Source organism: Oceanobacillus zhaokaii, assembly GCF_003352005.1.
Classification (GTDB): Bacteria; Bacillota; Bacilli; order Bacillales; family Amphibacillaceae; genus Oceanobacillus; species Oceanobacillus zhaokaii.
In genome coordinates this window covers 1,141,767-1,155,167 of record NZ_CP024848.1, presented here as the reverse complement: position 1 = coordinate 1,155,167, position 13,401 = coordinate 1,141,767, and the positions used below count along the sequence as shown (strand labels likewise).

Annotated in this window: 10 protein-coding genes and 1 pseudogene; 4 read left to right on the top strand and 7 right to left on the bottom strand. The window is 35.8% G+C overall.

The features are described 5' to 3' along the window. Positions 1-146: 146 nt before the first annotated feature. Positions 147-743, bottom strand: coding sequence for an MFS transporter (locus CUC15_RS05830; RefSeq protein WP_114915757.1), 597 nt, complete (start codon positions 741-743; stop codon positions 147-149). Between the two features lie 375 nt (positions 744-1,118). Here CUC15_RS05830 and CUC15_RS05825 point away from each other — a divergent pair, with 375 nt between their 5' ends. Both CUC15_RS05825 and CUC15_RS05820 read left to right on the top strand, forming a co-directional pair. After that, entirely contained in the window at positions 1,119-2,075 is a 957-nt protein-coding gene (locus CUC15_RS05825; RefSeq protein WP_114915756.1) for an AraC family transcriptional regulator, read from the top strand. Positions 2,076-2,608: 533 nt separating this feature from the next. Continuing rightward, a pseudogene (locus CUC15_RS05820) lies at positions 2,609-3,448 on the top strand (tyrosine-type recombinase/integrase). A 323-nt stretch (positions 3,449-3,771) separates the two neighbouring features. Here CUC15_RS05820 and CUC15_RS05815 read toward each other — a convergent pair. Further along, positions 3,772-4,386 (bottom strand): TetR/AcrR family transcriptional regulator, encoded by a 615-nt coding sequence (locus CUC15_RS05815; protein ID WP_162800275.1) that lies wholly within the window; start codon positions 4,384-4,386, stop codon positions 3,772-3,774. A gap of 171 nt (positions 4,387-4,557) precedes the next feature. On the opposite strand from CUC15_RS05815, the gene CUC15_RS05810 reads away from it, so the two are divergent. Further along, complete coding sequence (locus CUC15_RS05810) at positions 4,558-5,310, top strand: SDR family NAD(P)-dependent oxidoreductase (protein ID WP_114915754.1); 753 nt, start codon at positions 4,558-4,560, stop codon at positions 5,308-5,310. A 621-nt stretch (positions 5,311-5,931) separates the two neighbouring features. Here CUC15_RS05810 and CUC15_RS05805 read toward each other — a convergent pair. From CUC15_RS05805 to CUC15_RS05795, 3 genes are all read right to left on the bottom strand, one after another. Beyond that, positions 5,932-6,690, bottom strand: a complete 759-nt coding sequence (locus CUC15_RS05805) for an Ltp family lipoprotein (protein ID WP_114915753.1) — start codon at positions 6,688-6,690, stop codon at positions 5,932-5,934. A 388-nt stretch (positions 6,691-7,078) separates the two neighbouring features. After that, positions 7,079-8,077 (bottom strand): helix-turn-helix transcriptional regulator, encoded by a 999-nt coding sequence (locus CUC15_RS05800; protein WP_114915752.1) that lies wholly within the window; start codon positions 8,075-8,077, stop codon positions 7,079-7,081. 256 nt (positions 8,078-8,333) lie between these two features. Further along, entirely contained in the window at positions 8,334-8,492 is a 159-nt protein-coding gene (locus CUC15_RS05795; protein WP_242985959.1) for a LysR family transcriptional regulator, read from the bottom strand. Positions 8,493-9,046: 554 nt separating this feature from the next. Between CUC15_RS05795 and CUC15_RS05790 the strand changes: the two genes are divergently transcribed. Continuing rightward, the gene (locus tag CUC15_RS05790; RefSeq protein ID WP_242985958.1) at positions 9,047-10,465 is read left to right on the top strand and encodes a short-chain fatty acid transporter; all 1,419 of its coding nucleotides are present in this window, start codon (positions 9,047-9,049) and stop codon (positions 10,463-10,465) included. A 305-nt stretch (positions 10,466-10,770) separates the two neighbouring features. Here the strand turns inward: CUC15_RS05790 and CUC15_RS05785 are convergent, their stop codons facing one another. Both CUC15_RS05785 and CUC15_RS05780 read right to left on the bottom strand, forming a co-directional pair. Then, positions 10,771-11,622 (bottom strand): DegV family protein, encoded by an 852-nt coding sequence (locus CUC15_RS05785; protein WP_114915750.1) that lies wholly within the window; start codon positions 11,620-11,622, stop codon positions 10,771-10,773. 309 nt (positions 11,623-11,931) lie between these two features. Continuing rightward, positions 11,932-13,374, bottom strand: a complete 1,443-nt coding sequence (locus CUC15_RS05780) for a vWA domain-containing protein (RefSeq protein WP_114915749.1) — start codon at positions 13,372-13,374, stop codon at positions 11,932-11,934. Positions 13,375-13,401 lie beyond the last annotated feature (27 nt).

The window sequence follows — 13,401 nt, the reverse complement described above, 5'->3', positions numbered from 1 at the left end:
ACCGTTATGTTCAATAATTTTATATAACCAATACGGTTTTTCCTAAGACTCAGGTAAGCAGAGATTTATTCTTCTAGCCTGAGTCTTATTATCCATTCATGTGGTTTCATAAAGGAGAAAGAAATGTATTACTGCTTAGAAGCAGATTAACCAGCAGATTTCCTTTCCGCAATCTGTGTGCGAATTTCAGGCGTGATGTTCCATACGAACTTGAACGCAACCCAGCAGCCAATCAGGAAGATAGCGGGAACCAAGATACTTAAAATCTTGATACCGGTTAGGGTGCTAGTAGCCTGTGCAAGACCAGTTTCCGCGGCAACGGAGTCGTAGCCAATCCAGCCCAACATCAGAACAGCAATAGAGCTGCCAATGGTGGTACCTATACGGCGGACCATGTTGAATGTGCCGTACATGGAGCCTTCGGTGCGCTTGCCGGTGACCACCTCGTTGTAGTCAATGGATTCACTTAGCAATCCCCACTGCATGAAGGTGGAAACGCCAGCGGTGCAATAAGCTACAGTTGACAAAATCAAATGGGTCCAGGCATTCACATCGGTAAACAGATGCATAGCGAACAGCATCACAAACAGAGAACCGGACAGCACCAGTGCATAGCGGATCAGATTGGTCAGGCCCAGCATCTTAGCCAGTTTAGGAGAAATAGCTAAGATAATCACGTTCAAGACAATGGAAATGAGACTGATATAGCTCATCAGGCCGATAATTGATGTGTAGTGAACCAATCAGTTCCTCATCAGAATATAAATATTGTTGTTTAAAATAAGAAGGCTACTAAAACATTCACAGCTTTACTAGGACGCTCGTTCTTCATAAATTGGAATAAAAATTAATTAATAAAAATTTTCAGCCTGACTTTTACGAAGCGTTTCCAAAACGTAGTTAGGAAATTTCTGGTCCCGATTTAAAAATTATGGCTTATTTTAAAAATGGCACACCTACGAAACTACTTTTTTATTGCTAATCATGTACATGTACTAGTATATTAACTAACAATGAACACATAGTAAATTGCGAATATCGGGAATCTCAGATTGTAAATCTCGCAATCCATTGTTATTATTATTGTACATCCAAATGATAGTAAGGTAGGAATTTTAATGAAATCCAAATCATTCAAACAAACTTTTGAAGGGACGCAAAGACCTCCTCTAACAACATACCCAAACAGCGATCTTAATCACATCGAATTCGCTGAGCTTATCCAGAACGTAGAATCATTATCTTGGATTGTAAGCGTCCATCAAGAAATAAGCCAATCTAATGCGACCGCACATTTGCATAGCCATTCGTATTATGAGCTTATATGCGGACTTAACAATGACGTAGAATACCTGGTCGGTGCCGACCGTTATCAACAGCAGAAAGGTGATCTGATCTGGATTGAACCAGGTATCAGCCATAAGCCAATACTACCGAAGAGTTTGGAGGAATCATATCACTGGGATGTTTTAAGGTTTAGTCCAGAGTTTGTGGAGGCACTTATAGAGATAGCTCCGGATTGGTATAAAGGAGAACAGCAAAATTACAAGCTTATTCGTACTGCTGGAACCAGATGGAGGTTCTTACCAGCTCTGCTGCGCAGCACAGCTGAAGAGTTCGAAAAGAAGGAATTCGGCTGGGATCTGATTGTCATGGGAAATGCTTTGACGATTCTGGCACATTTGCGACGTGCCGTTATCGATGAAACAGCTAAAATCCAAAAGGTGGAAAAACCGGAACTTTTGGATATGGCTTTAGGCTATATCGAGGAAAACTTGGTTGGCAAGATTACGCTATCAGGGATTGCGCAAAATTTCTATGTCAGTGAAAGTACCATCAGTCATCTTTTTCAGCAAAAATTGGGCATCAGCTTCTATCGTTATGTGATGCAGCGACGGCTCAACACAGCGGAAAATCTAATCCTCAAAGGGAAATCCATGGAGTGGATATCTGAGCAGGTGGGTTTTACCGATTATTCTTCTTTCTATCGGGCCTTCAAAAAGGAATACGGTATGTCACCCAGTCAATACCGCAGGCTTCAGGGAAAACCCAAGGTTATGGATCTGAAAGTATAGAATTGAATCAATCAAAATGTCAAAAAGCATCCTGAAATGATTCAGGATGCATTTTCTCAATTTACAGAATCAGGAAAGTGAAGGTGACGGGAGCAAGCTCTACGTTGCCTGCACCCTGCATTACCGTTCAGATACATAACGGAACTGCCCTGCATAAACCAAACAGCAAGGCGAAACCCCATATGTAATAAAGCTAGAGCTTCCTTTTGAGTCCCATATCCTTCATGCGTTGCTTTGTTTCCAATTTTTCTTATGGTATCAAGAAATCTTAGCGAACTTAGGCTAAACGGCAGAACTTATATTCATTACAACCACTCCTTACATAATTTCACTTTCTATTATTAATCTCTTTTTATATTTATAGATATTCGATGTCCCTTCTTCAATTAAACTGCCCCTTTAGCTTAATAACATATTTTTATTTTAACATTAAATTCCACTTTCTCATTTAGAACATCCTAAATTATTAAAATAATTATTTTATTCAATGGTAGGAGATGATTATTATAAATCTATTTAGGGAGTGATTTGATTTGCTGTTGTCAGAAGCTGCGAAATCTTATGAAGCAGATAAGAGAATAGAGGGGTTTTCCCCACAAACTTTAAACACTTATAGACTTCAAGCGAAGTTATTAGTTAACTATTTCGGTAACACCAAAATGAATGACATTACAATCCAGCATCTAAAGCAATATTTAGCTGAATCAAGCAATGAATTGAAACCGTCAAGTTTGTCTCATCGAATAAGATTTATCCGATCTTTATTTCGCTGGTCACACGAAGAAGGGATAATTGATAGTAATCCTGCTAGTAAAATAAAGGAACCAAAAGTTGGGAAACGTATCCCAAAATTCCTAACAGAAAGAGAAATTGAGCATTTACGAGATGCTTGTTTTACTCCAATGGAGAAAGCCTTATTCGAATTTATGTTTTCAACAGGGTGACGTATTGGAGAAATTGTGACACTTGACCGAAATAGCATTAATTGGGGAAGTCAATCCGCGATTGTTCGAGGCAAAGGTGATAAAGAAAGAGAGGTATATTTCAATATCCGAAGTGATATATGGCTGAAGAAATACTTAAATAGTAGGAAGGACAATGATTCAGCTATATTTGTTACAGAACGTTCTTCACATAGAATGAGCATTGCTCAAATGAGATATATAATTAGACGTATTTCAGATAGAGCTGGAATTAATAAAACCATTCATCCTCATCAATTAAGGCACAGTTACGCTACTCATCTCTTGAATAACGGTGCTCCCCTTGAAGTTATCCAAAGTCTTCTAGGACACAAGAAAAGCGAAACAACCCGAATTTATGCTCAATTAAGTGGAAGACTGCGGCAAGAGTCTTATAGAAAATATTTTTAGATTGTTACAGAGCAACGATAATAATTTACGTTGCTCTTTTTAATTATTGTACCATTTAGTTTAAGAATAATATTTCACAATCTTACTTATATAATGAAGAAAAATCAAGTTCTAATCGGCATCCACCGTTGTTCGTATCTTTACACTTTTAAAGTAAAAATATTAGCTAGCGTTAAATCATCATAAGAATCCTCAAATGATACTATTAGTACAATAGTACAATCAATCTATAGTTTAAAACATTTTTATTATCAACCCACTTTTTCTTGAAGAAGGAGTACTAGGATTATAAGAAAGGTAAAATACTTTTAACAGAAATTTAGCTAGTTATTAGTGTAACTTTTCTGTTTAATTTGAATTGCCCCGAGTGAAAATTTAAATATCTTTATCAACTCTTTAGAGAACTCTTCAGGTTTAATAGGAAAATCAGCATTAATCCAATCCAAGATCAATCCGATTAATCCGTATCCATAATATTTATTTAATAAATTCTTATCTATATTACCATCAGGTGGGTGTTTCATATCGAAATCTTCTAAATATAAATTAACAAACATATTTGTTAATTTTTGGTGAAAGTCTATCTGAATATTTTCTCCCAAAAGGATTTTGTAATATTTACCATATTGTTTAAAGTGTCTAAGAATAAAAATAGGCTCGTTCCCTAATGTTTGAACATTGATTGAACGCTCATTAATATAGGAACTTCTCTGTGCCTTACTAGCCTCCTCAAAAAGAGAATGAATGATTTCATTTAATAAATCATCTTTCTCCTTATAATGATTATAGAACGTACCTCTACTATATCCTGCATAGTCTATAATATCCTTAATAGTAATTTGTTCGTACTTTTTTTCTTTTAGTAATTCAAATAATGCATTATAAAAATCTCGCTTTGTTCGTTTTACTCTATTATCTAAGAACTGAAATTCAACCATCATTTTCCCTCACAATTTTTTTATACATTTTAAGAAGTCTTGTCCAAAAGTGAACATTTTATAATATTTTATACATCGCTATTATTATACTATTTTATTATACTGAAATTGTAATCGAACGCTGAATCAAAATGTAAATGTTTTCAGTAATCCAATTAGGGAGGTCATTAAATGAAAAGATTAGAAGGAAAGGTTGCAATCGTTACTGGAGCTGGTGGTGGTCAAGGAGCTGCTGAAGCTACTATATTTGCACAAGAAGGAGCAAAAGTTATTGCTACTGATTTGGCATTTGAAAATGTACAGAATGTTGTAAACAAAATTAATGAAGAGAATCCTGGAAGTGCAATCGCTCTTAAACATGATGTATCTTCTGAAGAACAATGGAAAACAGTAGTAGAAGAAGCGGTTGGAAAATTTGAGAAGATTGATATATTAGTTAATAATGCTGGTATTCTTGCGACTAAACCTTATCAAGAAACGAATATTGACTATTGGAATTTTGGTATGAATATTAATGCTTGGAGCCAATTTGTTGGTATGAAAATTGTTGCTCCATATATCAAAGAAGCTGGTGGTGGATCAATTGTAAACATTGGCTCTATGGCTAGTATAGATAACTCTGGCGGTTTCAATGTATATACCGCAAGTAAAGGTGCAGTAGAAGCACTAACTCGTTCAGCTGCTGTACAATTTGGACCTGATAATATCCGTGTAAATTCTATTCATCCAGGTGCGATTGCTACCAAAATGTTAACTGATACAATCTCAACTGATGAAGCAATGCAAGGTGTTATTGGTATGATTCCTCTTGGTAGAGTCGGAGACCCTATTGATGTTGCCAAACTTGCTTTATTCCTAGCAAGTGATGATTCAGACTATATTTCTGGTACTGCGAACATCATTGACGGAGCTATGAGATTATAATAAAAGATATACTCAAAGCTGCAAACAAAATTTGCAGCTTTTATATTTCGATTTTAAAGTTATCTTCATCAGTATCTTCATATTTTATATGCTATTTTAAGCTATATAATGGTATCCAGTTCCTCAACTAACCTGCCCCGTTACTTTAAGTACAATATTTCACAAAGTTATTTTACCATATATTATTAATCTTTAAAAAACTTAACTTTACCCTTGCCATTATAATATAAAAAGCCGTCTAAATTTAGACGACTTTTATTTGCCATTTTAACGGTCAAATTTAATGTCATTTGAGGTATATTTTTTGAAAATGCACCTCAAAACGGAACCCTTTGGTTTAACACAATGGCTTCTTTTTTCTTATCTGCGTTCTTATAGCTTCCTTTTCTTCTTTAGTTATTAGTTGGACTACTTCAGCATGATTGATATGCTTTTCTAAATCATGTAAACCTTCATAATCATTGAAGTCGCAAAAGTAACTAAGTTTGTGTCGAAACATAGTACTATATCCACCGAATAGAGCGTTTTAATATTAATTTAGAAAATATCCATAATATTAATATAGCCTAGTCGATTCCTAATGGATGGATAGCTAGGCTATGATATTTTATTTCTTTGTTACTATAATCCGACTTGGTCAACAGCATAAGTTGCGTCTGCTTCACTATGACCTTCGAATATTAATTGTTCAATCAATCCGCTTCTTGAGAAGGCTGAGTAATCAAGATAACTTTGAGCTTGTAACACTGCTTGTTCTCTCCAATCAACCACAATGTTTTCAACTGCAAACGTTGCTTCTTCAGTAGGGTATCCTTCAAACTCTAATTGTTCAATCAAACCAGACTTAGAGAAGGCTGTATAATCTAGGTAACTTTCAGCTTGACGGATTGCGTTCTGTTGTGAAAGGGACATTTCTGGTTCTTTCTTCGCTTCTTCCTCTGCTTTAGCCTTCGCTTCCGCTTCTGCTTTTGCTTCTTCTTCAGCTTTTGCTTTTTCTTCTGCTTCCTTCGCCTCTGCTTCTTCCTGTGCTTTAGCTTCTGCTTCTGCCTTTTCTTCTGCTTCCTTAGCTTCTGCTTCTTCCTGTGCTTTAGCTTCTGCTTCTGCTTTTTCTTCATCTTCTATTTTAGCCTGTTCTTCTGCTTTTTCTTTAGCTTTTGTATCTTCATCTTCCTGCTCTGATTCTGCTTTCACTTCTGTATCGGCTTTATCTGCTTCCGCTTGATTATCTTCAGCAGGTGGCGCCACAATTCCAACGATGATAAACAACACAAATCCTATTCCTAATTTGATTAATCCTTTTTTACGTTTAGCCTTTTGAAATACTTGAACCAATCCCCATACTAATAATACCAATCCTATAAACCCTAAAAATCCTGCCATTTTGTTAATCTCCTTTTATATTAATTTATTCTTTGCTCTGATACGATATACCTATTATATCGGACCAGAATGTCATTTTAAGAATAGCTATGATTGCATTTACAATAATTACCATGTTCCTAAAAATGTTGTGAACACACTTCTAACTAAAATGAAATTTCCTGTAAAGGTCCGTGGGGACAGGTGCACTACAGTTCATCGTCCCATAGTTAACCTAAAAACTAATTGGGTCAAGGAACCTGTCTCCAAGGACCACTCCTGCCAACATCATGATAATAAAAGTAAATCTTTTCATTACGATAACCACTCCCTATATAAATGATTTCTACATAGAGGATTATAGTACAGAAGAAAACAGACACCCTTATCATTTTTATTAGGGTGTCTGTTAATTGTTATATATATTGTACATTTTCTCACTTTCTTCTTTCATCATTTGCACGAGTTCGGGTGGATCAATTACTTTTGCATCACTTCCCCATGTCAGCAGCCACTTAACCAAGCCATCACTGATAATTGCTTTTGTCCTTAAAATAAACGCATTAGCTCCATCTTCCTCAATGTAAACATCTTCTCCAAATCGATCAATCATCACATTGATAAGACTATTATTCATTCTAACCTTCAAATCTTTTTCAGCACCAGAATACATATGAAATAGGCGATTCATATACTCAGAAGTGTCAAAATGCTCATCCACTTTGAAAGGTTGATCAGTCATATTTACATCAACCATGCGGTCAACACGTAAATGTACCATATCCTCTTTTCCAACGTACTTACCAATCAAGTAATAATAGTCATTATTCCACACGAGTGCATAGGGGTGAAGCTCTCTTGTCAAACCATTATGACTTAATGTGAATTCCTTTTGAACATTATATCTTCCATACTTGAATTGAATTATTTTTTTCTCATGAATGGCATTATGTAATGTAAAGATTGTATATTTTACTCTATTTGCTCCGCTTATTGCATAATCCTCAAGATATATTTGATTCTGTAAATTATTTGCTAACGACAAGCTTGTCAGTCTTTTAATTTTTTCCAGAATTTTTTCCTTATCCTTCTTTGTTATGAATCTAGCAGATGAAATGGCGTCCATTAGCAAACGAAGTTCCTGTATTTCTATTAGCCGGTTTTTATAACTATAATATTTAGGTAAACCATTTCGTTCATTATTTATAATGATATCTACATACTTAGAATCGGACAGCTCTTTTAAATCGTTCGAAATCGCTACTTTTGAAAATTCTACTTCATCAATGAATTCTTCATGCAGATAATCGATAATCTCTTGTAATGTTAATTCATTTTCTTCATCACTGTATTTTTTCAGTACATTGATAATTCCAAGGATTCTTTCGGATTTCTTGATTGATTTCATGGAATACCTCCATATAAATATTAATACCTAATTTTACTTTCTGCAGTGGTAAAACAGTGTATTAATTATATTCTAACATATCCTTAATCAAGTATATTTGCAATATAAGTCCACGGGGATAAGTCCACGGGGACAGGTTCATCATCCCATAGTTTACATAAAAACAATTAGGAACAAGCAACCTGTCCCTTGTCCCGCTCCATTCAATGAATATATGTTATTTACTTTAGCATCAATACTTGCCGCGTCATATGGCCTATTGATAGACTAGAATTCCGGCGTCAGTTAAAATTAATTTCCGTGTAGACCGCTCAAATAAATCTACTTTAAGTTTTGTCTCTAAATTTTTAATTGATCGACTCAAAGTAGGTTGAGAAACAAATATTTTTTTTTGCTGCTTTCGTGAAGCTACCATCATTAACTACTGCTGTAAAATGCGTAATTCACTTAACTCCATCATCACGATTTCCTCCTAAAAACATGATACGTCGTGAAAAAATACTTTTATCATAGAGCCAAGATGTACACTCTAACTTTATTACCTATAAAAATTACGTTACTTATTCACACTATGAATATAACAAATTTAAATATTCATTTAACTTATCAGTAATCCTAATGTAAAATAATTGTGATAAAGTTAGAATATTATAAATAGAGGGAAAGGAGTTACTATAAGAAATAATGAAGCAAGTATTGTAAGCGCGGTCATAACTCCGTTTTAGGGAGAGCGCAAAGTTAATAAAGTAGGAATTAATAAAGATCAGATTGATGAAGTTCGGTTATGTACAAGAGGACTTGGTCATAATCCAGCGAGACGAGTGCTATCAATACAGGGATACATGGAGATATACCAGCAGTTGTTGTTCCAGCTTAAAAGCAGTACATCAAACCTCAAGCAATTAGTCAGGTGAATCGGTCATTATATTAATATTAATTGGATAATAAGTAGAAAGGTGTGTGCTTATATTGGGACCAGAGAATAAAAATGGAAAACAAGAAGAACAATCAGGTCGTCTGGAACGTATGGGTATTTCGTTAGCTAATTGGAGTGAGAAGTGGTTTCCAGATGCATATGTTTTTGCTGCGATGGCAGTTGTTATTATTGCAATCATTGCTTTATTAATGGGAAGGACACCTGTCGAAGTTGGTGTTGATTTTGGAACGCACTATTGGGATTTGATTCCTTTTACAATGCAGATGGCCTTTATTATTATTACAGGTTATGTCGTAGCTACTTCAAAACCTGTACATAAGCTAATTGAAAAAATTGCTGACATTCCGAAATCACCGAAGATAGCCATTGCTTTTGTAGCTTTCTTCGCCTTAATTACATCCCTCATTAGTTGGGGATTTAGCTTGGTATTCAGTGGAATCTTAATTAAGGAAATTAGTAATCGGGTAAAAGGCGTCGACTATCGAGCCATGGCTGCAGCAGGATTTCTAGGTCTCGGGGCCATTTGGGCATTAGGACTTTCCTCATCAGCAGCATTATTAATGGCAACGAAAGCTTCCATTCCTCCCGAATTGTATGAAATTAGTGGTACGATTCCTATGTCGGACACGATTTTCACTTGGCAAAACTTAGTCATGATTGTCGTTCTGACCGTCTTGTCAATTTGGATTGCCTATGTTTCCGCACCTAATAAAGACAAGGCAAAGACTGCAGAAATGGCTGGCCTTGATTATAGCCGAAAAGAAACCCCTGAAAAGAAGAAGGGTGACAGGCCAGGAGAATGGTTTGAATATAGCCCCATATTAACTATTTTATTAGTTGCTCTTGGTTTTATTTATATCGGCAATACCATAGCGGATTTAGGACCAATCGCAGCACTAAATCTTAATAATTATAACTTTATCCTTTTAATGATTGGGTTACTTTTGCACTGGACACCGAGGAACTTTTTGAACTCTGTCTCTAACTCGGTACCTGCAATTAGTGGCGTACTTATACAATTCCCCTTATATGCAGGGATTTTTGGAATTTTAATGAATTCAGGACTTAATGATGTATTAGTAAAATTCTTTCTTTCCATTTCGACTGAAAATACTTTTCCACTCATTTCAGGAATCTATTCAGCTGTTCTAGGACTCTTTCTACCTTCAGGTGGGGGGAAATGGATTGTTGAGGCACCCTACTTACTCGAAGCTGCGAAAGAGTTAAATGTTAACATGGCTTGGATCGTGCAAGTATATAATGCGACAGAAGCACTTCCAAACATGATCAACCCATTCTTTATGTTACCGTTACTCGGTGTATTGGGGATCAAGGCAAAAGACCTTGCTGGCTATTCTATTTTACAGTTGATTTTTCATGTTCCGGTTGTACTTTTCTTAGTTTGGATTTTAGCAAAAACAATGCCATATGTTCCTCCTATCTTTCAGTAATTTATTTTAACACCTCGACTCGGTTTTATACTAGTCGAGGTGTTTCACTTTAAGATAAATGGTAACATCGTGTAAGAACTTTTTAAGAAAATTAGGGTTAGTCCTGGATAGGTTCAGGTAGATCAATTACTTTTGCATCACTTCCCCATGTTAGCAGCCACTTAACCAAGCTATCACTGATAATTAATTTTGTCCTTAAAATAAACGCATCCGCCCCATCTTCCTCAATGTAAACATCTTCGCCAAACGATCAATCATCACATTGATACCAATCGTAAGGGTTGAAGCTAATTAGAGAAATATATCTATTTTTCCAATCCAGCAATTCCGAATCCACCTGGACCAGCGTGGGTAGAGATCATCGCACCGGCTTGCATCCATTTGATATTTTCAAATCCATATTCTTTTGCGATATTGGTCATTCTCACCTTGATGCTTTCATCAAGGCCGATGGAGTATAATAAATAAATATATTTTTTATTTATATCGTATTGATTTAAATAATCATGCATTAGTTTTTCTGAAACCGAGCCCATGTTCCCGCGATATTTTTTGGTAGATACAAGTTTTCCATCTATTAATTCAATACGAGGCTTGATTTTTAACAGTGCACCTCCTAGGTAAGCAAGATTACTGACCCTTCCACCCGCTTTTAAGAATTCTAAACTACCTGGAACAAAAGCTAGCCTGGATTTCGGAACGATGAATTCAATTTTTTCTACTAAGTATTTAGGTTCTATCATAGGTTCTTTTTCCAATAAGTCTACTGCAAACATCACAATTGCAGCTAATCCTCCTGTTACGTTTAACGCGTCAATTAGGTAAATATCATTCAACTCTTCCGTTGCAATCATTGCATTTTGAAAAGAAGAAGATGCCTTAGATGTATATCCAATATGTATAATGACACAACCCGGATAGTTCGCTTTAATCTCCTTGAAGAACTGCTCATATTCATGGACATTAGTTGCGGTTGTAGAAGGAATCTTTTTCGTTCGCTCATGGTATTCATATATATCTTCAACCGGCAATGAACCGTCTAAATAATCTTTTCCATCCATAATTACATGCATCGGCACCACTTGAACCGCATGTTTCTCAGCCATCTCAAGTGGTAAATCTGCTCCGCTCTCTGTTGTTATAATAATTCTACTCATCTATCTAACCCCTTTCGTTTCCGCTTTACGGATCATAACTGATTCTTGAATATCTAATCTAACTATATATCAATATTAGAAATTTATCAGAATTTTTTATATATAATTTATAAAATTATTCATTTACAACAAAACAAAAAGGACACCTTCCTGTTATATGTTAAAGGAAAGCACCCGAATGTTATTTACCCGTTATTATAATAAAAATAATTTTCAATGTAGTTTTTGGTTAGGACTAAAAGCTATCGAATTACAAAGTTCGGCTGGCAAACGAATTTTCAACCATTTCTCTCACTCCAGTGAAATGAATTAATCAATATTGTCCCTGTACCGATCAATAATACCGAAGTAATTATCTAAAAATTCATTAGCATTCGTGCCTGCAATATCTAAGTAGATATTTGCAATATCTCCCTTAATCGAAATATGAGAATTGAATATCTGTCCTTTAAATTCCTGATGGACACTAGAATCAATGATTTGCTCTTCATTCAAATACTTTATTGCTGCATTCAAGTTACCATTTTCGCGATCCGCTAGCTCTTTTTGCATACTATTCCAATCAAGAACTTGATCACGAATAGTATTGGATAATTTAGCTATTGTCTCTCTAGCATCATTACTCCATTCTGCCCAGACTTTCGCCATGTCAACTGTCTGCTCGAATTCAGATACAAGATCTGCTTGGTTCGCTGCATTGATATAACGTCCATCAGATGCCTCAGCCATTTCCTTTAATTGCTCCAACCCTTCATTATCCACTTGGTAGCCAATGATATTTATAACAGGGTCAATTTGGGATTCAGCAAGGGATTGGATGGTTTTTACGGGATCACCTTCACATGTTTCCACCCCATCACTTACGATATAGATAATATTTGTATTTTCTTCCCCATTATAATCCTTCAATTTTCCTTCCACTACTTCGATAGCTTTAGCCATCGGTGTCCATCCTGCCGGCTCAAATTGATTTAACGCTTTAGAAAATTTGTCACTATTGTATGTAGAAAGCGGATAAACTTCTTCTATGTTAGAACAGGATTTTTCTTTATCAGCATTACTTCCAGTTCCAATATGTCCATAAACATCAAGGGAAATAGTTGCTTCTTCCGGAAGATTTTCTACAAATTGCTGAATCGCTTCCTTTGCAAGATCCATTCTTGTTCTTTCCCCTTCATAGTTTCCCATACTGCCACTTGAGTCTAATAAAATAGCAATATTGTAGGTTTCTTTTCTCTCAAGTACTGCAATTCCCTCATTATCTACAGCAGTCGGGTCACTGAATTGCATGGATTCCCACTGATCAATTGGTACATTTACAGGACTAAAATCTTCTTTAAATAATGTCCAAAGATACCGTTCCCAATGTTCAACTTCTTCCTCGGTGCTTTCACTGGTTAATGTTGGAAACGAATCCAGCACTTCGATAATTTCCGGCTGATTAATAAACTCTACTCCAGCCAATTGTCCAGTTAATGGATAGTCTACTGCTTCTGCAAATGAAGTGGGTATCGGTGGCAAATTCTCAACAGTATCTTCATCGATAACCTCCTCTTTTGTCTCTTTTTGTGATTCCTCTTCCTTTTCTTCTGTGTCTTCTGCCTCTGCCTCAACTGTTACTGGTTCCGTTTCTTCTTGCTCGTTCTCATGAGAATCCTCAGCACCTGTCGAATTTTCGGAAGCGTTCTCATCACAAGCAAAAAGGATAAACAAAAGAAAAACGAGCCCTAAAACCAATCGCATCTTAACCATGATTTCATCCCTACTTCCCCCAATTTT